This is a genomic window from Mycolicibacterium peregrinum, assembly GCF_001665625.1.
Classification (GTDB): domain Bacteria; phylum Actinomycetota; class Actinomycetes; order Mycobacteriales; family Mycobacteriaceae; genus Mycobacterium; species Mycobacterium peregrinum_B.
Genome location: NZ_LZSY01000156.1, coordinates 1 through 21194 on the forward strand (window position 1 = coordinate 1; position 21194 = coordinate 21194).

The 21194-nt window shown below is 66.9% G+C and carries 22 protein-coding genes; 13 read left to right on the forward strand and 9 right to left on the reverse strand.

From position 1 onward, the window contains the following. Window positions 1-204: 204 nt before the first annotated feature. From A5779_RS24085 to A5779_RS24110, 6 genes are all read left to right on the forward strand, one after another. Window positions 205-900: a TetR/AcrR family transcriptional regulator gene (locus A5779_RS24085; protein WP_064886264.1), complete on the forward strand. Its 696-nt coding sequence runs from the start codon at window positions 205-207 to the stop codon at window positions 898-900. Beyond that, window positions 897-1790, forward strand: a complete 894-nt coding sequence (locus A5779_RS24090; RefSeq protein ID WP_064886265.1) for an ABC transporter ATP-binding protein — start codon at window positions 897-899, stop codon at window positions 1788-1790. Before A5779_RS24085 ends, A5779_RS24090 begins: the two co-directional genes overlap by 4 nt. Beyond that, on the forward strand, window positions 1787-3406 hold the full coding sequence (locus tag A5779_RS24095; protein ID WP_110777679.1) for an ABC transporter permease: 1620 nt from the start codon (window positions 1787-1789) through the stop codon (window positions 3404-3406). Before A5779_RS24090 ends, A5779_RS24095 begins: the two co-directional genes overlap by 4 nt. A gap of 20 nt (window positions 3407-3426) precedes the next feature. Beyond that, window positions 3427-4101: a methyltransferase family protein gene (locus A5779_RS24100; protein ID WP_064886266.1), complete on the forward strand. Its 675-nt coding sequence runs from the start codon at window positions 3427-3429 to the stop codon at window positions 4099-4101. Between the two features lie 10 nt (window positions 4102-4111). Then, a complete protein-coding gene (locus A5779_RS24105; protein WP_064886267.1) occupies window positions 4112-4786 on the forward strand; it encodes a methyltransferase family protein in 675 nt (224 codons plus the stop codon). A 90-nt stretch (window positions 4787-4876) separates the two neighbouring features. After that, entirely contained in the window at window positions 4877-5521 is a 645-nt protein-coding gene (locus A5779_RS24110) for a DUF4126 domain-containing protein (RefSeq protein WP_064886268.1), read from the forward strand. Window positions 5522-5548: 27 nt separating this feature from the next. Here A5779_RS24110 and glgC read toward each other — a convergent pair whose 3' ends face one another. Next, window positions 5549-6763 (reverse strand): glucose-1-phosphate adenylyltransferase, encoded by a 1215-nt coding sequence (gene glgC, locus A5779_RS24115; RefSeq protein WP_064886269.1) that lies wholly within the window; start codon window positions 6761-6763, stop codon window positions 5549-5551. A 100-nt stretch (window positions 6764-6863) separates the two neighbouring features. Between glgC and glgA the strand changes: the two genes are divergently transcribed. Continuing rightward, window positions 6864-8027 (forward strand): glycogen synthase, encoded by a 1164-nt coding sequence (glgA, locus tag A5779_RS24120; RefSeq protein ID WP_064886270.1) that lies wholly within the window; start codon window positions 6864-6866, stop codon window positions 8025-8027. 20 nt (window positions 8028-8047) lie between these two features. Here the strand turns inward: glgA and A5779_RS24125 are convergent, their stop codons facing one another. The 3 genes from A5779_RS24125 to A5779_RS24135 all read right to left on the reverse strand — a co-directional run bounded on the left by A5779_RS24125 (window position 8048) and on the right by A5779_RS24135 (window position 9348). Continuing rightward, entirely contained in the window at window positions 8048-8215 is a 168-nt protein-coding gene (locus A5779_RS24125) for a DUF3117 domain-containing protein (protein ID WP_003885506.1), read from the reverse strand. Window positions 8216-8398: 183 nt separating this feature from the next. After that, the gene (locus A5779_RS24130; protein ID WP_064886271.1) at window positions 8399-8974 is read right to left on the reverse strand and encodes a DNA-3-methyladenine glycosylase I; all 576 of its coding nucleotides are present in this window, start codon (window positions 8972-8974) and stop codon (window positions 8399-8401) included. Continuing rightward, a complete protein-coding gene (locus A5779_RS24135) occupies window positions 8971-9348 on the reverse strand; it encodes a DivIVA domain-containing protein (RefSeq protein ID WP_064886293.1) in 378 nt (125 codons plus the stop codon). Before A5779_RS24135 ends, A5779_RS24130 begins: the two co-directional genes overlap by 4 nt. A gap of 143 nt (window positions 9349-9491) precedes the next feature. On the opposite strand from A5779_RS24135, the gene A5779_RS24140 reads away from it, so the two are divergent. Beyond that, window positions 9492-10091, forward strand: a complete 600-nt coding sequence (locus A5779_RS24140; RefSeq protein ID WP_064886272.1) for a PepSY domain-containing protein — start codon at window positions 9492-9494, stop codon at window positions 10089-10091. Between the two features lie 10 nt (window positions 10092-10101). On the opposite strand, the gene A5779_RS24145 is transcribed toward A5779_RS24140, so the two are convergent. From A5779_RS24145 to A5779_RS24160, 4 genes are all read right to left on the reverse strand, one after another. Next, on the reverse strand, window positions 10102-11052 hold the full coding sequence (locus A5779_RS24145; protein ID WP_064886273.1) for a glucosyl-3-phosphoglycerate synthase: 951 nt from the start codon (window positions 11050-11052) through the stop codon (window positions 10102-10104). After that, window positions 11049-11924 (reverse strand): dihydropteroate synthase, encoded by an 876-nt coding sequence (gene folP / locus A5779_RS24150; RefSeq protein ID WP_064886274.1) that lies wholly within the window; start codon window positions 11922-11924, stop codon window positions 11049-11051. The genes A5779_RS24145 and folP overlap by 4 nt, the downstream gene beginning before the upstream one ends. Before the next feature lie 133 nt (window positions 11925-12057). After that, window positions 12058-13836 carry a long-chain-acyl-CoA synthetase FadD6 gene (gene fadD6 / locus A5779_RS24155; RefSeq protein ID WP_064886275.1) on the reverse strand — a complete coding sequence of 593 codons (1779 nt, stop codon included), beginning with the start codon at window positions 13834-13836 and terminating at the stop codon, window positions 12058-12060. A gap of 92 nt (window positions 13837-13928) precedes the next feature. Further along, on the reverse strand, window positions 13929-14489 hold the full coding sequence (locus tag A5779_RS24160) for a cytokinin riboside 5'-monophosphate phosphoribohydrolase (protein WP_055116475.1): 561 nt from the start codon (window positions 14487-14489) through the stop codon (window positions 13929-13931). A gap of 174 nt (window positions 14490-14663) precedes the next feature. Here A5779_RS24160 and A5779_RS24165 point away from each other — a divergent pair, with 174 nt between their 5' ends. From A5779_RS24165 to A5779_RS24185, 5 genes are all read left to right on the forward strand, one after another. Then, window positions 14664-15353 (forward strand): TetR/AcrR family transcriptional regulator, encoded by a 690-nt coding sequence (locus A5779_RS24165; protein WP_269085850.1) that lies wholly within the window; start codon window positions 14664-14666, stop codon window positions 15351-15353. A gap of 33 nt (window positions 15354-15386) precedes the next feature. Beyond that, window positions 15387-15776, forward strand: coding sequence for an anti-sigma factor antagonist (locus A5779_RS24170; RefSeq protein ID WP_064886277.1), 390 nt, complete (start codon window positions 15387-15389; stop codon window positions 15774-15776). A 10-nt stretch (window positions 15777-15786) separates the two neighbouring features. After that, on the forward strand, window positions 15787-17859 hold the full coding sequence (locus A5779_RS24175) for a hypothetical protein (protein WP_064886278.1): 2073 nt from the start codon (window positions 15787-15789) through the stop codon (window positions 17857-17859). 71 nt (window positions 17860-17930) lie between these two features. Then, on the forward strand, window positions 17931-18488 hold the full coding sequence (locus A5779_RS24180; protein WP_064886279.1) for an EspA/EspE family type VII secretion system effector: 558 nt from the start codon (window positions 17931-17933) through the stop codon (window positions 18486-18488). A 185-nt stretch (window positions 18489-18673) separates the two neighbouring features. Next, window positions 18674-19561: a type VII secretion target gene (locus tag A5779_RS24185; RefSeq protein ID WP_064886280.1), complete on the forward strand. Its 888-nt coding sequence runs from the start codon at window positions 18674-18676 to the stop codon at window positions 19559-19561. Here the strand turns inward: A5779_RS24185 and A5779_RS24190 are convergent. Beyond that, entirely contained in the window at window positions 19542-21164 is a 1623-nt protein-coding gene (locus tag A5779_RS24190; protein ID WP_064886294.1) for an ABC-F family ATP-binding cassette domain-containing protein, read from the reverse strand. The genes A5779_RS24185 and A5779_RS24190 overlap by 20 nt on opposite strands. Window positions 21165-21194 lie beyond the last annotated feature (30 nt).

The window sequence follows — 21194 nt, forward strand, 5'->3', positions numbered from 1 at the left end:
CCCGCCGCCTCTCCCCGCCTCTTCCTGACCTCACCCCGGTCGCTTCCGGCTGAGCAGACGCGCAGGTACCCGCTGCCCGGGTTTTTCGGGTACCCGCGCGTCTGCTCGGCACGGAGCGCTGTCCCGCGCCGAACTTTTTCTTTACGGATTCCTGACGGGCCACCCCCTTGACCAAGCGCTGAACGCGCGTTTAGCGTATTGAACATGCGTTCAGTCGATGATCGAGATGATCGAACAGCAGTGGCCCGGATCCGCGACGCCGCGATCGAGCAGTACGGGCAACACGGATTCAGCGTGGGACTGCGCACCATCGCCGAGGCCGCGGGCGTCAGCGCCGCCCTGGTGATCCACCACTTCGGTTCGAAGGAAGGGCTACGCAAGGCGTGCGACGCCTATGTGGCCGAGGTGGTGCGCGAGGCCAAGACCGAGTCGCTGCAGAACGGCGACCCCGCCACCTGGATGGCCCAGATGTCCGAGATCGAGTCCTACGCGCCGCTGATGGCCTACCTGGTCCGCAGCATGCAGTCCGGGAGTGACCTGGCGAAGACGTTCTGGCGCACCATGGTCGACAACGCCGAGCAGTACCTCGAAGAAGGCGTGCGGACCGGAGTGCTCAAACCCAGCCGCGACCCGAAAGCGCGCGCCCGCTTCATGGCGATCTGCAGCGGCGGCGGATTTCTGCTGTACCTGCAGATGCACGACGACCCAACGGATCTGCGCCGGGTGCTGCGGGATTACGGCGAGGACATGATGCTGCCGGCCCTCGAGCTCTACACCGACGGTCTGATGACCGACTCGACGATGTACGACGCATTCCTGCACCAGCGCGAACAAGGCATCCCGTTCAGTTCCGGCACCGACGACACCGCCACGACCACCGACAAGAAGGAGCCAGCGTGAACCACTCCGTCGAAATCCGCGGACTGTCAAAGTCTTTCGGACACACCAAGGCACTCGATGGGCTGAATCTGAGCGTGTCCCCTGGCGACGTCACCGGATTCCTCGGGCCCAACGGGGCCGGTAAGTCCACCACGATCCGGGTGTTGCTGGGCCTGCTCCGCGCCGACGGGGGCACCGTGCGACTCCTGGGCGGCGACCCGTGGCGCGACGCGGTCGCACTGCACCGCCGCATCGCCTACGTCCCCGGCGATGTCACCCTGTGGCCCAACCTGACCGGCATGCAGGCCATCGATTTCCTGTGCCGGCTGCGCGGGAACGGCAGCGACACCCGCAGACGCGACGAACTGATCGAACGGTTCGAACTGGACCCGCACAAGAAGGCCCGCACCTACTCCAAGGGCAACCGGCAGAAGGTCGCCATCGTGGCGGCGTTCAGCTGCCACTCCGACCTCTACATTCTCGACGAGCCGACGTCCGGGCTGGACCCGTTGATGGAACGGGCATTTCAGCAGTGTGTAGGCGAGGTGGCCGGGCAGGGTGCCGCGGTCCTGCTGTCGAGCCATATCCTGGCCGAGGTCGAAAAGCTCTGCGACAACGTGACGATCATCCGGTCCGGACGCACGGTACGTTCCGGCACCCTCGCCGAACTACGGCACCTGATGCGCACCAAGGTCAGCGCCCGCACCCGCTCCGACGGCCGGGCACTGCAGAACACCCCGTATGTGCACGACTTCGCGACTAACGATGGCACCGTGTCCTTCTCGGTGGACCGGGCCGACCTTGAGTTCACCCTCGAGCACCTGACCGACCTCGGCATCGAGGATCTGACGGTCACACCAGCGTCGCTGGAGGACATGTTCCTGCGCGAGTACCAGGGGGCGACCCGGTGACCACCGCAATCGCTCCGGCCCGGCCCGCCCGACGGCCGCGAACGGGCACATCGCCGTTCACCGGTATCAGCACGCTGCTGAAGTTGGCACTACGCCGGGACCGGGTCCGGCTGAGCGTGTGGGTCGCCACCATCAGCTTGATGATGGTGTACGCCCCCAACGCAATTCGCCTGGCCTACCCCGGAGAGGAACAACGCCTGGCCCGGGTCAACCTGCTGAAGACACCTGCCGGGATGATGCTGGGCGGCCCGATGTTCGGCGTGAACGAAACCGACCTCGGCGTGATGATGGCCAACGAGCTGACTCTCACCCTGACCATCGCCACCTCGATCCTGGCCATTCTCACCGTGATTCGTCATACCCGCGCCGAGGAGGAGAACGGCAGCGCAGAGCTGGTGCTGTCCTCCGTGGTGGGCCGCTACGCCCGAACGGCTGCGGCTCTGACGCTGGTCGGCGGAGTCAACGCGGTGCTGGCACTCACGATGACGCTGGCGATGGCCTCCACCGGTTTCGCCGTCGTCGACACCGCCGCCATGAGCCTGGGCATCACGGGGGTGGCGATGGTGTTCGGCGCGGTCGCCGCCGTGACCGCCCAACTCTGGCGCCAGTCCCGCACCGCGTCGGGCGCAGCGATGGCGACCCTGGCGGTGGCCGCGCTGGTGCGCGGGGCCGGTGACGTCATCGACAACTCCGGCAGCACCCTGAGCTGGTTCTCCCCCATCGCCTGGGCGCAGCAGATGCGCCCGTTCGTCGATCTGCGCTGGTGGCCGTTCGGGTTGTTGGTCATTCTGGCGGTCGGATTGATGGCCGTGGCCGCAGTGCTGGAGAGCCGTCGTCAATACGATGCGGGGACTATCGCGTCGACGGGTGAGCGTCCCGACGCCCCTGCCATCACCGGCCCGCTGCGGCTGCACCTGACGCTGCAACGCGGCCAGACGATCGGCTGGGCAGTGGGACTGTTCGTGGCCGGGCTGGTATTCGGCTCGATGACGAAAGCTCTGATGGACGCGGCCAAGACCAACGAGCTGATCGCCCGATTGCTGTCCGCGACGGGCAACGACGGCATCTACACCACCATGACTCAGTTCCTGGCCGCGGCGGCCACGGCGTATGTCTCATCGGTGGTGCTGCGGGTGTACACCGACGAGCAGAACGGACTGGGCGAGCCGGTTCTGGCCGGGGCGGTGTCACGGTGGCGCTGGCTGTTGGGCGCGGTCGGCTGCGCGCTTGCCGGGTCGGCGATCCTGATGTTCTGCGCCGGCCTGGGCAACGGCCTCGGTGCCGGGCTGACTCTTGGTGAGCCGGGCACCATCATCCGCCTCACCCTGGCCGCGCTGGCCTATCTCCCCGCGCTGGCGGTGCTCGCCTCGGTCGCGGCCCTGGCCGTGGCTCTGCGTTCGCCCTGGATCGCCTGGCTGGCAGTCACCTTCGTGATCACCGCGTTGTACCTCGGGGCGCTGCTACGGCTCCCGCGCTGGCTGATCGAGCTGTCCCCGGTCGGCCAGACCACCGTGCCGAGCCAGTTCCCGGCCATGGCCCTGGTGGTAATGCTCGTCACCGCAACGGTTCTGGCGGCCATCGCGGGCTTGATCTATCGCAACCGCGACGCGGTGTGAACCCGAACAGGAGACAGTTGATGAAACTTGCACTTCAGACGATCGCTTCGGGCGTGTTCGGCCTGGCATTGTTCGCCGTGACGCTGTTCTGGCCGGCCGGCACGTTCCACTATTGGCAGGCCTGGGTTTTCATTGCCGTGTTCATGGCAACCACCATGGTCCCGAGCATTTATCTCGCGGTCAGAGACCCGGCTGCCCTGCAACGACGCCTCCACGGTGGGCCCACCGCGGAAACGCGGATCGTGCAGAAGATCGTCATCTGGGCGGTCACGGGCTCGGCCTTCGCGGCGTTTGCCCTCAGTGCGCTCGACCACCGGTTCGGCTGGTCCAGCGTGCCGGTCGCCGTCGTAATCCTCGGCAACGTCCTGGTGGCGGTCGGGCTCATCCTCGCGCAGACGGTGGTCTTCCAGAACAGCTTCGCCGGCGCCAGTATCCAGGTGGAGGACGACCAGCCGCTCGTCTCGACGGGGCTTTACGGTCTGGTCCGACACCCGATGTATTTCGGCGCGGTGTTGATGATGTTCGGCACCCCACTGGCGCTGGGTTCTTACTGGGCCCTACTCGTTTCGATCGCCTCGATACCGATCTTCGGCGTGCGGATCGCCGACGAGGAGAAGATGCTGCGAGCCGAACTCGACGGCTACGACGGGTACACGCAGAAGGTGCCCTACCGGCTGCTGCCCTACGTCTGGTGAGGACTGCGACGTGAAGACCGGTCTATTCACCGCCGTGTCGGCCGTCATCGGACTGGTCGTATTCGGTGCACTGGTGTTCGGTCCGGCCGGGACGTTCGACTACTGGCAGGGGTGGGCATTCCTCGCGGTGTTCGCCCTGACCACTCTCCTCCCGAGCAGATACCTGGCGGTGCATGATCCGGAAGCGCTGCGACGCCGGATGCGCGCCGGACCGGTCGCCGAGACCAGACCACTGCAAAAGGTCGCCAGCACGTTGGCGTTCACTTTCCTGGCTGCGATGGTCATCGTGAGCGTCCTGGACCACCGGTTCGGCTGGTCGGCCGTCCCCGCCTGGGTGTCGGTCGTCGGCAACGCGTTGGTGGCCGTGGGACTCGGCGCCGCGATGCTCGTGGTGAGCCAGAACAGTTACGCCGCGGCCAACGTGATCGTGGAGGCGGGCCAGACCGTCGTGTCCACCGGCCTGTATCGGCTGGTGCGCCATCCGATGTACGCCGGGAACGTGATCATGATGATCGGCATCCCGCCGGCTCTCGGCTCGTACTGGGGATTGCTGCTCATGATCCCGGGTATCGCGATACTCGCCATGCGCATAGTCGACGAGGAGAAGCTCCTGCGCGCCGAACTCGACGGCTACGACGCGTATGCCGGGAAGGTCCGTTACCGGCTGCTGCCCTACGTCTGGTGAGGACTGCGATGTGAGAGGCCACGACGCGGACTCAGAGCCGATAACGACGAACCGCCGGGTCTGGGGCGGAGTTCGCCGCATACTGCAGTAATGGAACTGTTGACCGGCTTCGGCCTGGCCACTGCGGCGGGGCTCAATGCCTACATCCCGTTGCTGGCCCTCGGCCTGCTGTCACGCTTCACCCATCTGGTGTCATTGCCGCCGGGGTGGTCGTGGCTGGAGAACGGCTGGGTGATGGCGATCGTCGCGGTCTTGCTGATCGTCGAAGTGGTCGCCGACAAGATCCCCGCGCTCGATTCCATCAACGACACCATCCAGACCTTCGTGCGCCCGACCGCGGGCGGCATCGTGTTCGGCTCGGGCACCGCGTCCCAGACCGCCGCGGTCGCCGATCCTGGCGCGTTCGCCCAGTCCGGCCAATGGATTCCGGTGGCGATCGGCGCGGTGACCGCACTCGTGGTGTCGCTGACCAAATCGACGGTGCGGCCGGCCGCCAACGTCGCCACCGCCGGCGTAGCCGCCCCGGTGTTGTCCACTGTCGAGGACGTCACGAGTGTCGGACTGGTCTTCGTGGCGATCCTGCTGCCGATCCTGGTGCTCGTCGCGCTGTTGGCGCTGATCTGGGGTGCTTTCCGGCTGTGGCGGTGGCGCCGACGACGCAGTGAAGCCAAGGTCGGCATCAACGCACGCAGCAATGCAGCTCCCCGCCCTGCCGCGGTAGACCCCTGGGAGTGAATCCGGTTCGGCGATGCGGCGGACGCGTCAGATCCACACACCCTTGCCGACGGCGACCACGCCGCCCGCGCTGATCGCAAACCGTTCCCGGTCCTTGTCGAGGTCCACGCCCACCATCTCGCCCGGGCCCACCACCACGTTCTTGTCCAGGATCGCGTGGCGCACCACCGCGCCGCGGCCGATCCGCACGCCCGGCATCAGCACGCTGCCCTCCACGATCGCACCGTCGTCGATCACCACGTTGGAGGACAGCACCGAATTGCGTACGGACGCCGCGGAAATGATGCTCCCGGCGCCGACGACCGACTCCTGTGCCGAGCCGCCGTTGACGAACTTGGCCGGGGCCAGATTCTCCGACTCGCCGCGGATCGGCCAGCGCTTGTTGTACAGGTTGAACACCGGGTGCACCGACACCAGGTCCATGTGCGCGTCGTAGAACGCGTCCAGGGTTCCGACGTCGCGCCAATAGCCGTGGTCACGTTCGGTGGCGCCGGGCACCTCGTTGTTGTTGAAGTCGTAGACCGCCGCCATCCCGTCGGACACCAGCCGGGGAATGATGTCGCCGCCCATGTCGTGGTCGGAGTGGTCGTCGTCGGCATCGGCGCGGATCGCGTCGATGAGCACCTTGGTGGTGAAGATGTAGTTGCCCATCGACACGAAGGTCTGCTCGGGATCGTCGGGCGTGCCCGGCGGGTCCGCGGGCTTCTCGACGAAATCCTTGATGCGCCCAGAGTCGTCGGCGTCGATGCAGCCGAACGCACTGGCCTCCGCGCGGGGTACCCGGATGCCGGCCACAGTCGCCCCGGCCCCGCTGTCGATGTGGAACCGCAGCATCTGCTCGGGATCCATGCGGTACACGTGGTCGGCGCCGAAGATGATGATGTAGTCGGGATCTTCGTCGTAGATCAGGTTGAGCGACTGGTAGATCGCATCCGCCGAGCCGGTGTACCAACGCGGACCGAGCCGCTGTTGGGCCGGCACCGGGGTGATGTACTCGCCGGCCAGACCCGACAGACGCCAGTTCTGGCTGATGTGACGGTCCAGTGAATGCGACTTGTATTGCGTCAGAACACAGATCCGTAGGTAACGGGCGTTGACGAGATTGGACAGCACGAAGTCGATCAGCCGGTAAGCACCGCCGAAGGGAACTGCCGGCTTGGCTCGATCGGCGGTCAACGGGTACAGCCGCTTGCCCTCTCCCCCGGCCAGAACGATGCCCAGCACATGTGGCAACTCCCTCATGGGTCCAAACCTATCCGCCAACCAGCAACGCGGCCAGCCAATGGCAACAGAAGTCTGCGGCGCGTAGCTAGACCCGCCAAGACCTACTACCGTCTCGGATATGCGGGTGGCCATGATGACTCGGGAATATCCACCCGAGGTGTACGGCGGTGCCGGTGTGCATGTGACCGAACTCGTCGCCCAGTTGCGTCAGCTTTGCGACGTCGACGTGCACTGCATGGGCGCCCCGCGTGACGGCGCCTTCGTGGCGCAGCCCGATCCCGCGCTGCGTGGTGCCAACCCGGCTCTGTCGACGCTGTCCGCGGATCTCAACATGGTCAACTCGGCCGCCGCCGCCACGGTGGTGCACTCGCACACCTGGTACGCCGGAATGGCCGGGCACCTGACCGGGCTGCTCTACGGCATCCCGCACGTGCTGACCGCGCATTCCCTCGAGCCGCTGCGTCCGTGGAAGGCCGAGCAACTCGGCGGGGGCTACCGGGTGTCGTCCTGGGTGGAGCGGACCGCGATCGAGGCCGCCGACGCGGTCATCGCGGTGAGTTCCGGCATGCGCCACGACGTGCTGCGCACCTATCCGGCACTCGACCCCGGCCGGGTCCACGTGGTGCGCAACGGGATCGACACCGACGTCTGGTACCCGACTCCGCCTGCCGACACCGACTCGGTGCTCGCCGAGCTCGGGGTTGACCTGGGCCGACCCATCGTGGCGTTCGTCGGGCGCATCACCCGTCAGAAGGGTGTGGCCCACCTGGTGGCCGCGGCCCATCGGTTCAGCCCCGAGGTGCAGCTGGTGTTGTGTGCCGGCGCCCCTGACACCCCCGAGATCGCCGCCGAGGTGTCCTCAGCGGTGGCCGAGCTGGCCCGGGCCCGCACCGGCGTGTTCTGGGTGCGCGAGATGCTGCCGATCAACAAGATTCGCGAAATACTCTCCGCTGCAACGGTTTTCGTATGCCCTTCGGTGTATGAGCCGTTGGGTATCGTGAACCTGGAAGCGATGGCGTGTTCGACGCCGGTCGTCGCGTCCGACGTCGGAGGCATCCCCGAGGTGGTCGCCGACCGGCAGACCGGGCTGCTCGTGCACTACGACGCCAGCGATCCACGCTTCTTCGAGATGCGTCTGGCCGATGCGGTCAACTCACTCGTGGCGGAGCCGGAAACCGCCCGAAAGTACGGCGAGGCCGGGCGCCAGCGCTGCATCGCCGAGTTCTCCTGGGCGCACATCGCTGAACAGACCCTGGAGATATACCGCAAGGTGTCCGCCTGAGCGGTCACCTTGCGAGCCGATCAGCTGGTGACGGCCTTGAGTTCGTCGCCCAGCGCAGCGGCCTCGTCGGGAGTCAGTTCGACAACGAGGCGCCCACCGCCTTCCAGCGGTACTCGCATAACGATTCCTCGCCCCTCTTTGGTTGCTTCCAGTGGACCGTCACCGGTCCGGGGCTTCATCGCCGCCATCGAGTGCTCCCTCCAACAGTGCCGACCCGTGTCAGCGGGCCAGGTTGGGGCCGAAGCCGCCCACTCGTTGGCGGCACCCGGCGTTGAACTGCTACTGAACTAGCCCTATTGTTCCTTATCCGCGGCTGTGCTTGTGCAAAGACCCGTCGGATACCGACCGAAGGCATGTTTTACCGGTCACAATTACTGCGCCGGGACCCAGCAGGTCGCGACATGGTCGTCGACCATCCCGGTGGCCTGCATCAACGCATATGCCGTGGTCGGGCCGACGAATTTGAAGCCCCGCCGCTTGAGTTCCTTGGCCATCGCGGTCGATTCCGGGGTGACGGCAGGTACTTGGGCCAGGTCAGCGGGCCGCGGCCGGGCCGGGGGCGCGAACGACCACAACAGCTCGCCGAGGTCTACGTCGAGCTCGGTGACCGCCTGGGCATTGGCGATGGTCGCGACGATCTTGGCCCGGTTGCGCACGATCCCCGCGTCGGCCATCAACCGCTCGACGTCGTCGTCGGTGTACCTCGCGACGGCGTCCGCATCGAACCCGTCGAACGCGGCCCGGAAATTCTCCCGCTTGCGCAGGATCGTCAGCCAGCTCAACCCGCTCTGGAAGGCCTCCAGGCTGATCCGCTCGAACAGCGCACCAGAATCCCGCAGCGGGCGACCCCACTCGGTGTCGTGATAGTCGCGGTAGAGGGTGTCTCCCGCAGCTGAGCTGCTGGCTGAGACTGCCCAGCCGCAGCGGGTCTTGCCGTCGTCGGTCATGACTCGTCCGAGGTGCGGACCTCGCCTGCGGTGGCCGACACTTCTTCCTCGTCGTCGGCAACCTCGTCGAAGTCGTCGGGCACACCGTACGCAGCGCGCACCGCAGCCAGCTCCCCGCGCACCGCGTCGAGTTCGCGGCCCAGCCGATCGAGCACCCAGTCCACTTCGCTGGTCTTGTATCCACGGACGGCCTGGGCGAACTTGAGCGCATCCACATCGGCACCCGTGACACCCGAGGCCGGCAGGACCGTGGCGGTGGTGCCCCGTGGCAGCGGCGGCAGCGTCTCACCGCGGCCGAAGATGACGCTGCCCAGTCCGAACAGCACCGTGGCCACCAGAACCAGCACCACGAGGTACAGCAGTATCAGTGTCACTGCAAACACCACGCAATCACGTAGGAATTCGAGTCCATCAGGGTCCACTATCCACGACAGCACCGACGAGACCTGGCGCCACACCACCGGCCGGTGGTTACGTGGGCAGAAGATGCCGAATCGTCCCAGGAAGGTGGATCAGAATGCCTGGCAACCGAACGCCTGCAACTGCCCTGCTCATGGCTGGAGCCGCGACTGCGATGGCCGCGGTGGTCGCTTGTGGCGGAGGCCAAGCGCCGACGACAGCCAATCCGGACAAGCAGGACGGGACCAGCGCGGCGTCGGCCCCCACCCAGTCCCCGCCGCAGGCGACCGCGAAGGGCAACACCGCTCTGCTGGCGGCAGCGGAGACGGCGCGAGGCACTGTTCCCGGCAGCACCGTGTCCTCCATCGAGACCGAGCGCGACGACACGCAATGGGAGGTTCAGGTCGTCACGACCGATGGCGTCGAGCACGAGGTCGAGGTCTCCGCCGATGGCACCCAAGTTCTGAGCGGCCCGCTCGCCAAGCCGGAGGACGCCAAGGACACAGCCAAACACCGCAGCCGCATCCAGGCCGCCAAGCTCGACTTCCGCGCAGCTGTCGACGCTGTCACCAAGGCCGTCGACGGCCGGATCACCGAATTGAACCTGGACGACCGCGACGGCACCACGGTGTGGGAGGCGGACGTCGTCGATTCCGCGAACACCCTTCACGAAGTCAGCGTCGACGCCGCTACCGGTTCCGTCGTGGCCCGGAACTGAAGGCAGACCGTCAGCGCGGGCGCAGGGTGACCATGGGCGGGCGGTCGGCCAGGGACACCGAAGACACCCGCGGGGTGAAGTCGTCGCCGTCGGCGTAGAACTGCGTCAGCCCCACCCCCGAATCGGCGATCCCGCACCGCGACAGCAAGGTCGCGATGACCTGGCGGCTCATCGAGGCGAGCTCGGTCAGCGGCCGGTTCCGATGCGCCCGGACGCCGAGGTTCACCTGGGCAATGGCATCGAGGCCGAGCCGGTCGTAGGTGTCGACCAGCAGGCCGATCTCCACGCCGTAGCCCGGCGCGAACGGCACCGAGGTCAGCAGTTCGCGGGTGCCCGCGTATTCGCCGCCCAGCGGCTGCAACACGCAGTTCAACTCGGGACGCAACGAGGCCAGCAGCGGGCGCGCCACCAACTCGGTGACCCGGCCGCCACCGTTCGCGTCCTCGGCGCCGCTCACCTTGAGCGGCCGCCGGTAGAACCCCTTGACGAGGTGCACCCCGTCGGCGGTGAGCAGCGGGCCCAGCAGCTTGGGCACGAACATCGGGTCGGGATCGATCAGGTCGGAGTCGACGAAGGCGATGATGTCGCCCGTCGTGGCGGCCAGCGACCGCCACAGCACTTCGCCCTTGCCCGGTTGCGGCGCGATCTCGGGCAGCGCCACCTCGCGGCTGACCACCCGGGCCCCGGCGGCGACGGCGCGGATCTCGGTGTCGTCGGTGGACCCCGAATCGAGCACGATCAGCTCGTCGACCAGCCCGCCGAGCAACGGGGTGATGGTCTCGACGACGGACGCGACGGTTTCTTCCTCATTGAGGGCAGGCAGAACCACCGAGACCGTGCGGCCCGCCTTGGCGGCCTCCAGCTCTTCGATGGTCCAGCTCGGCCGGTTCCAGCTGTGGTCGGTCAGCCAGCGGTGGCCGACGACTCCGTCGGCGACGGACAGATCAGGCAGAGCGGTCATGCCAACCCCCTCACTGTTCGTGCGGGTGCCCGCACTCCCTGGATCGACGCGACCATCTCCAGCACGCGCCGTGTGGGTCCGACCTCGTGTACCCGGAACATCGCGGCTCCATCCGCGGCGGCGAGTGCCGTCGCGGCCAGGGTGCCCTCCAGGCGTTCGGTCAGATCCACACCCAGAGTCTCCCCGACAAAATCCTTGTTGCTCAGCGCCATCAGGACTGGCCATCCGGTCTTAACAAGATCTTTTACGTGACGCAACAAACTAAGACCGTGATGAGTGTTTTTACCGAAATCATGGGTGGGGTCGATCAGTATCCGGTCGCGTGGCACACCCGTTGCTACCGCCCGCTCGGCCGCCGCGGTCACCTCGGCGATGACGTCGTCGACGACGCCGCGTTCGGTGATCCCGTAGTTCACCCGGAACGGCCGGGTGCGCGGCACCGCGCCGCCGGTGTGTGAGCAGACCAGGCCGGCGCCGAACTCGGCGGCCACCTCGGGCAGACCTGGATCCGCACCTGCCCAGGTGTCGTTGATCAGATCGGCCCCAGCCGCGCAGGCCTGCTTGGCCACGGCGGCGCGCCAGGTGTCGACGCTGATCAACTGGTCGGGGTAGGTGGTGCGCAGCCATTCGATGAACGGCACGACGCGGGCGATCTCCTCTTCGGCGTCGACCATGCTGCCGGGGCCTGCTTTGACGCCGCCCACGTCGATCACGTCGGCACCGTCGTCGATCGCGCGCTGGGCAGCGGCCTTGGCCGCGTCGTCGGTGAAGGTGGCGCCGCGGTCGTAGAAGGAGTCCGGGGTCCGGTTGACGATCGCCATGATCAGGGCACGGTCAGCCGCGACCGGGCGCCCGCAGAACGTCGTCAACACGCCTCCATAGTGCCCGGTGGCTCAACCGCAGCAGTATTCGCGCCAGCTTCCGCGTCGTTTTCTACCTGTCGGTCGTCGCCGGACGCGATCGACGACCCAGGCGTGAAATCCGCGCGGAGCTGCAGGCGCCCGCCTACTTCGGCCGCTTACCGGCCGTCACTTCGTCGGGGTATTCCGGGTAGAAGGGCACGTAGCCCTCCTCGCGGCCGGCCAGCACGTACAGCGGATCCTCGATGTCGGATCCATACCCCTGCTTGCGCAGGTCGACCTTCTGGCTCTTGAAGGTCGAGGTGTGCGCCAGTTCGGTGACGACGCGGACGAACAGCGGCACGGCGTAGGCCGGCAGGTGCGCGTAGAACGCGTCGGCCAGCTCCTTGCCTGCGAATTCCTTGCCGCCCTTGAGCTGCACAGCGGCCATCCCGGCGCGACCACCGGCGCCGGGCACCTCGACGCCGAACACGGTGCACTCCTCGATCAGCGGATGGCTCGCAACAGCCGCCTCCACCTCGGTGGTGGCCACGTTCTCGCCCTTCCACCGGAACGTGTCGCCGAGCCGGTCGGCGAACGCGGCGTGGCCCAGCCCCTGGGAACGCATCAGGTCGCCGGTGTTGAACCAGACGTCGCCTTCCTTGAAGGCGTTGCGCACCAGCTTCTTCTCGCTGGCGGCCTTGTCGGTGTAACCGTCGAACGGCTGCAGCGCGTTGATCTTGGAGAGCATCAGGCCGGGCTCGCCGCGCTTGACCTTGCGCAGCCGGCCGTCGGCGCCACGGGCCGGTTCGCCACTGTCGGCGTCGTATTCGACGAAGGCGACGGGACTCGGGCAGATGCCGGTGGACTTCGACACGTTGAAGACGTTGACGAAGGCGGTGTTGCCCTCGCTGGCGGCGTAGAACTCGCAGACGCGCGGGATGCCGAAGCGCTGGGTGAACTCGTCCCAGATGGCCGGGCGCAGCCCGTTGCCGACGATCACGCGGACCTTGTGTGCCCGGTCGGTCGGTTTGGGCGGCTGGTTGAGCAGATAGCCGCAGATCTCACCGATGTAGACGAAGGCGGTCGCGTCGTAGGCGATGACCTCGTCCCAGAACCGGGATGCCGAGAACGACTTGCCCAGGGCCAGGGCGGCACCCGAGTTCAGTGCCGAACCGACCGAGACCGTCAGGGCGTTGTTGTGATAGAGCGGCAGGCAGCAGTACAGGGTGTCGTTGCTGTGCAGCCGAAGCCCGAGGCCACCGAATCCGGCCAGGGCACGCAGCCAGCGGTAGTGCGTCATGACGCTGGCCTTGGGCATGCCGGTGGTGCCCGAGGTGAAGATGTAGAACGCCTTGTCCTTGGCCAGGACGGCGGACGCGCTGGCCGGGTTGGTGGTCGGCGCGGTGGCCGCCAGCCGGCGCAGCTCCTCGACCGTGATCAGGCCGTTGACCTCGGCCCCGCAGTCGGTGACGTGCTCGATCAGATCGGACTCGGCCACCACGGCGGTGGCGTCGAGCAGTCCGAAGCTGTGGGCCAGCACCTTGCCGCGCTGGTGGTAGTTGAGCATGCCTGCGACAGCGCCGCACTTGACGATCGCCAGCATCAGCAGGACCGCATCGGGCGAGTTGCGCAGCATCACCCCGACGACGTCGCCGTGGCCGACACCCTTGGCGGCGAGGACTGCCGCATACCGGTTGACGGTCTCGTTGGCTTCGCGATACGTGATGCGCTCGTCGCCGAACTTGAGGAAAACCCGGTCGGCGTACTGGGCGGCGCGCTCCTGGAACACCTTGCCGATCGAGGTCTTGGCGGTCGGCCGGGCCATCATTCCGGTGACTACACCTCGCACGATGACCGGCGCATCCATCAGCAGACCGGGTACCTGGCTGGCGAGGTCGAGTAGGCCGACGCTGCTCCTGGTGCCCGATTTCTGGTCGGTCATGCGGTCTCCCCCTGCGCGTTGTTATGGGTCTCGAAGTGGCTGTCGTGTGGGCAACACCATAGCCGCGCTGGTAACCGCCGTTACCGCCGGTTCTAGGTAACCGACTCGCACGCCTCGAGCGCGGCGGAGACCTCGTCGACGACAATCAACCGATCCAGAGCTGCATCACTCACGTAACCCGAGGCGACGAGTCCGCGCAGCCATTTCAACAAGCCGTCGTAGTGACCGAACGGGTCGAGCAGCACCACCGGCTTCTCGTGCATCCCGAGATAGCCCGCTGTCCAGGCCTCGAAGAACTCCTCCAGCGTGCCGATGCCGCCGGGCAGCGCGATGAACGCGTCGGAGCGGTCCTCCATCTCCTTCTTGCGCTCCCGCATCGTGTCGGTGACCACCAGCTCAGCGGCGTCCACGTCGGCGAGCTCGCGGTGAACGAGTGCCTTGGGGATCACGCCGACCGTGCGACCGTTGCTCGATCGCGCCGCCCGGGCGACCGCACCCATCGCCGACACGTTGCCGCCACCGGAGACCAGCGTCCATCCGCGCTTGGCGATCGCCACCCCTACCTCACTGGCCAGGGCCAGCAGCTCGGGATGGGTGGGACCCGAGGCGCAATAGACACACACCGCAAACTCGCGGTCAGTTTCACCGGACACGCACACAACCTAGAGGGTGGTGGTGAACCGTCGATGTCGGGTGGCTGATGTCGGGTGGCGGATGACAGGTCCGTTGCTGATGTCTGTTGCTGATGTCTGTTGCTGATGTCCGTTGCTGATGGACTAAGCCCCGGCTCGCAGGGACACTGAGCTGAACGCGGAGGGACGATCCTGGTGACTGACGATGTCGATCAACCGACAAGGTTGAATCGCGAGTTCATCTTGGACACCGCGATCGAGCTGATCGACCGCGACGGTCTGACGAAATTGACCATGCGGCGACTGGGCACGGCGTGCGGTGTCGAAGCCATGGCGTTGTACCGCTATGTGCACAGCCGTGGCGACCTGCTGACCGGCGTGGTCGATCACATCGTGGACCGCCTGTACGCAGATCAGCTCGCCGCGCGCCGACAGGAGGACGGCTGGCAGGACTTCCTGCTACGGCTGGGTCACGGAGTGCGCCAGATCGCCCTCGACCATCCCGACGTGTTCCCTCTGGTGGCGACCGAGGCGCCGGAGGCCCCGTGGGTGCGGCCGCCACTGCGCAGCCTGCGCTGGATGGAGACCTTCCTGGAGACGCTGATCTCCTATGGGTTCAGCGACAGCGCAGCCGTGGCCGCCTACCGGACATACACCACGTTCCTGGTGGGCCAGTTGCTGCTGGAGGTGTCTGCACGCGGTGTCGCCCTCAGCCCGGAGGAAGCGACTCTCGACGCCGAGCCGCGGCCCGATACGTCGCTGGCCGACTACCCGAACTTGCGACGGTTGCAGCCGATGCTGGCGGAGGATCACAGCTCCGACGAGTTCGAGGAAGCGTTGGAAGCCCTCCTCGATCGCATCGAAACCTGGCTCGACGGGCACTGAGCAGCCTCGTTTACAACGTAAACCAAGATCGGTATGCTCGGTTTCATCGTGGAATCGAACCGGCAAGATCACGAGCTGCACTGGATGGCTCACCCCATACCCGAAGGCCTCATCGTTCAGGTCTTCGGACAGGTCGATGCCCACAACGAGCCCACGTGGGAACGCATGCTCGGTGAGTCGGCAGCCGCCGCTCCCGATGGTTCGATACTCGTCGTCGACGGCGGGTCCCTGGATTTCATGAGCTGCGGAGCACTGGTCGCCCTGGCCAAACAGGCCGTCGACAGCCGTCAGCAGGGAGTCACGGTGCGACTCGTCACCACGCTGCCGAGCATCCGACGAGTCATCGCCGGCTGCGGTATGGACGACGCGATCTCGGCGCACCCGGATGTCGAATCAGCGTTGAACGGCGGCGGCCCACCATAGGATTCGGTGGATGGCTGTCGACTGGGTGATCGCACCACGTGACCGTGTGCTCGACGGCCTGGAAGCCGGCCTGCACGAACGCTGCGGCGCGGCGCTACTCGGTCCCGCCGGAGTGGGCAAGTCGTCGGTGGCCCGCACCGCTGCCGAACATCTCACCCCGGATTTCCGTCGCGTCCTGTGGATCACCGGCACGGAATCGGCTGCGACAGTTCCCTTTGCAGCGGTCGCGCACCTGATCGACATCCCCTCGACAGGCAAGACCGCCGAGGTGATGCGCGCGGCGCGTGAGGCGCTCGGATCCGGACTGTTGGTTGTCGTGGACGACGCACATCTGCTGGATCGGTTGTCGGCGGCGCTCGTCTACCAACTCGCCGTGACCGGTGCGGCCAAACTCATCGTGACCGCATCTGCGGGGGCGCCCGACGACGTCGCGGCATTGTGGGGTGACCGGCTGGTGAACCGCGTCGAGATGTCGCCGCCGGGCCACGACGACGCCCGACTGGCCGACCAGGTGGACACGTTTCTCGCCGATCTGCCCGACGACGTGGCCGGGGTATTGCGACAGCTGGCGGTGCACGATCCGCTGCCCGTTGCCGATCTGGCGGCACTGACCAGCACCGGCGCCGTGCAAGCTGCACAGGACAGCGGCGTGGTTCGCGTCGGCGACGGGATGGTGCACTGTGTGCATCCGCTGTTTCTGAGCGCCATGCGTGCCACCGTCGGCGGGCCCGACCTGCGACGGTTGCGCAACGCGGTGGTCGAGAGATTGTCCGCGGCGCCGCGGCCCGGTGTCGTCGACCGGCTGCGTGTGGCGGTACTGGCCCTCGACAGCGACGTGCCCCTTCCCGCCGGGGAACTCGTCGGCGCGGCAGGCGAGGCGCTGCGATTGGGCGACCTGGAGCTGAGCGAACGGCTGGGACGGGCCGCGACAGCGTCCGGTGGCGAATTCACCGGTCTGCTGACCCTGGCGTATGCGTTGGCCTGGCAGGGCCGCGGCCGTGAGGCCGATGCCGTGTTGGGACAGATCGACCCGGCCGACCTGCCAGAGGATCAACTGATGGCGTGGGCGTTGCCGCAGGCGGCCAATCAGTTCTGGATGTTGTCAGAACCCGAACGCGCCACCGCGTTCCTGAAGGCCACCCGCCGACGGGTGTCGACGCCGAGGGCACAGACCACGCTCGACGCACTCGCAGCTACCTTTGCGATGAATGCCGGTGCGCCCCAACGGGCTTTGGGCCTGGCACTGGAGGTGCTGGCCTCCCCCGCCGCTGATGACACCGCGATCGGCTGGGCGGGGTCGACGGCGGCGCTCAGTTGCGCGCGCCTGGGCGCCTTCGACCGGGTGGACGCGATGGCCGAGCGCGCGTTGACGGCAGGGCATCCGGGCCTGTTGCGGTTCACCAGCGGGTTCGGTCAAACCACGGCGCTACTGATGACCGGCCGGCTGGACCGCGCCGAGGAGCTGGCTCAGAGGATCACCGATTTCACCCAGCTGCTGCAGCCCGGTCGCGCGGTGGGCGAGGTGCTGATGGCCGACGTGTTGTTGGTGCGCGGTCAGCTCGATGAGGCGATTGCCTTGTTACGCAAGGCAACTGCCGCGTTGGCGCCGACCGGGTACTCCTGGGGTCCGCTGGCGTGGATGCTGTCGGCTCAGGCCCTCGGGCAACGGGGCATGCCGGTCGAGGCCGGAAAAGCATTGTCACGTGCGGAATCCCGACACGGTCTCAAGTCGATGTTGTTCGCGCCGGAATTGTCCCTGGCCCGCGCCTGGACGTGCTTTGCCCGTAAGGATTCGTTGGGTGCGGTGACCGCGGCGCGCGAGGCCGCCAAGGCCGCCGAGCGCGGCGAGCAATCCGCGGTGATGCTGCGGGCGTTGCACGACGGCGTGCGACTCGGCGATACGCGCGCGGTCGACGCGCTCGCTCGCGTCGAGCTGGATTGCCTGTTCGGGCAGCTGACGCTGGACCACGCGCGTGCGCTGGCCGCTGGGGACGGTGCGGCGTTGGCCGACGTCGCCGAGCGGTATCGCGACGTCGGGATGGTTGCCGCGGCTGAGGATGCCTTACGCCAGGCGTCGCGTTGAAGTGAGTTCACGGATCGGATGTCTGTGACAGGACCGTAAACTTCGATCATGCCGACCGGGGAGACATCGGGGTGAGTGCGCTTGACGGGTTCTATTCGACGTGGAACAAGGCGCGGGAGACCTTCGGGGCGGGCACCCCGGACGACGGCTCGCAGTTCGACGGCAGCGCTCGCCTACGGCAGATGAAGGCCGGGGTCGAGGCGGCCGCACCCGATGCCCGTTGGCAAGGCACCGCGTCGGAGGCTTACGCGGCGGCCAACAAGAAGCACGCCGACATCTACGAGAAACTCGCAGACCTGGACCAGAAGATGGCCGCCGAAATCAAGAACGCCGCCAACATCGTCACCGCCGGCCGCGAGAGCCTCGATCGAACTCGCGACTGGGTCTCCAGCTTGGCAGCATCGGTCCCGAACAGCGAAGCCGGCAAGAAGATGCTGCTCGCCATCATCAGCAAAGGCATGGGAGACATCAGCGAGGTCATCGAAAGTTCCACGGTCGGCATGACCGAGAGCAAGGGCCGGATCGAAGCGCTCAAAGCCGGGTACGACGAGCTGAAGACCCAACAGTTCGCACCCGCAGGCGGCGACGAAAACGGCAAAAAAGACACCCAGATGCTCGGCGACCGATAGAGCAAAGAGGGCGGGGCCGGCAATCCGTGGTTGACTTGCCGCCCGGGCAACTGCCACCCAAATAACCCACGTGCCAGGACCCATGTGCCCGGACGGCCGGACCCCGATCGACGAACTGCCGCACAGCATCCGCCCGCACCGACCGTAGAATGCGCAGTTAGACTCAGCGATCTTGAGGGGGCTCGATGAATCAGTACATCGCCGACATCAGCGCCATGGGCAACTGGCAGCAGCAAATGGGCGATGTGAGCTCGGATGTCAGCAATCTTCTCGGTAGCGCCCCTGGTGCCTCCAGTCTGACCAGCAGCCTCGGCACCATCGCACACCCGGCACTGAATGCGACGAATGGCGCACAGTCGTCGAGGGAGAGCGCGCTGGGCGCCACCCAGTTCGCCGCCGGCAGAATGTCGGAACTACTCGGCCAGGCGTCGCAGGCATATGCGCGTGGTGACCTGGCGGCCGCCGAACGACTCAAGGCCCAGGCCGACCAGATCGAGGGCACCGGCTCCTCGGCATCCGCCGGTGGCGGTGCAAGCTCGGCCGGTGGCAGCGCCGACGGCGCAGGCCAGATGATGGGCCAATTCAGCCAGATGGCCGGGCAGATGATGCAGTCGGTCACTCAGCCACTGCAGGGCCTGACCCAGGCCGCGACGCAGGTACCGCAGCAGGTCATGCAGGGAGTGCAAAGCATCGTCGAGGCCGCCACGCAGGCAGCCGGGGGCGGCGGCGATGCTGCGGCAACGGCTGCCGATGTCGGCGGCACGGGAGCCGAGGACGCCATCAAGGCCAACGCCGCCGGCCATCAGGGCCCCGGGGATGGCCAGGGCGACGGCACTGACGGCGGCCCCGCGGATCCGCATGACGGCAAGCACGACGGAAAAGACGACAAGAACGACGCCGAGCACCGCAAACACGACGGTGAACCCGGCCATCGGGCCGAGGCCGGCGCCAGCGCCCTCGGGTACAACGAGCAGCTGGGCGACCGAGCCTCGGCCGGTGTGCGGCCGGAGGACGGCTATGGCGTCAGCACGTTGCCGGCCCAGGCCCACAACATCAACCAGCGCCGGCAGTAGCGCCCAGCTCGCCGCCATCCAGCCGCAGCCAGCGGTCGATGCCGATGGCCTCGAGAAACCGTTCGTCATGGCTCACCACGACGAAAGCCCCCTGATAGGCGTTCAGCGCCGATTCCAGCTGACCGACGCTGACCAGGTCCAGATTGTTGGTCGGCTCATCCAGCAGCAGTAGTTGGGGTGCAGGCTCGGCATAGAGCACGCAGGCCAGCGTCGCCCGCAGCCGCTCCCCGCCCGACAATGCCGCCACCGGCAGGTGGATGCGGTCACCGCGAAACAGGAACTGCGCCAACAGATGCATCCGCCGAGTGTGCGAGAGACTCGGGGCAGCAGCCGCCAGACTCTCGGCCACTGTGCGGTCCTCGGGCAGCAGATCCAGGCGTTGCGACAGGGAGGCGATACGCCCGTCGGCCCGTTGCACCGTCCCCGAGTCGGGCTCCAGCGCGCCGTCGATGATCCGGAGCAGGGTCGACTTGCCCGCCCCGTTGGGGCCGGTCAGGGCGATGCGCTCCGGACCGCGAATGGACAAGCCAATACCGTTGCCGGCGAACAGTTTCTGGCCGCCACGGCTGATCTGCAGCTCCTCTCCGGCGAAGACCGTACGTCCGGCAGGCACCACGGTGTCGGGCAGGTCCAGCGCGATCACCTTGTCTTCGCGCAGCATTCGTTCAGCTTCGTCGAGTCGGGTTCGCGCATCATCGACCCGCTTCGCGTGTACGTCATCGGCGCGGGCCGCCGATTCCTGCGCATCGCGTTTGAGCTTGCCGGCCACGATCTTCGGCAACCCGGCGTCCTTGACGTTGCGTGCCGCGTTCGACGAGCGTCGGGCAGCGCGCTCGCGCGCCTCCTGCATCTGTCGCTTCTCACGCTTGAGCTGTTGTTCGGCGTTTCGGATGTTGCCCTCGGCCACGGACTGCGCCGCCTCCACAGTTTCCTGGTAGGCGGTGAAATTGCCTCCGTAGAAGATGATTTCACCGCGGTACAGCTCGGCGATCTGATCCATCCGGTCCAGCAACACCCGGTCATGGCTGACCACCAACAGGCAGCCGGTGTAGCTGTCGAGCGCGTCGTACAGGCGGCGCCGGGCCGCACTGTCCAGATTGTTCGTGGGCTCGTCGAGGAGCAGAACACCCGGCCGCTTCAGCAGTTGAGCCGCCAGCCCCAGGGACACCACTTCCCCGCCGGACAACGTCCCCAACTGGCGGTCCAGCGCCAGGTCGTCGAGACCGAGCCGGTCCAACTGGGCACGCGAGCGTTCCTCGATGTCCCAGTCGTCGCCGATGGTGGTGAACACCTCGTCACTGGCGTCACCGGCGGCCAAGGCGGCCAGCGCGTCGAGCACCGGGGCGATCCCCAGCACCGCAGCCACGGTGAGATCAGAAGTGAACGGCAAGCTTTGGGGCAGGTAGCCGACGGCGCCGTCAGCCGTCACCGAACCCGCTGACGGCAGGTACTCACCGGCGATCAGCTTGAGCAGCGTGCTCTTTCCGGCACCGTTGGGTGCGACCAGTCCGGTGCGGCCGGGGCCGACCGAAAACGACAGATCCGAGAACAGCTCGACGTCATCGGGCCAGGAGAACGACAAATGGGAACAGACAATAGACATGCTGGTACTCCAGGGTGATGCGGGCATAAA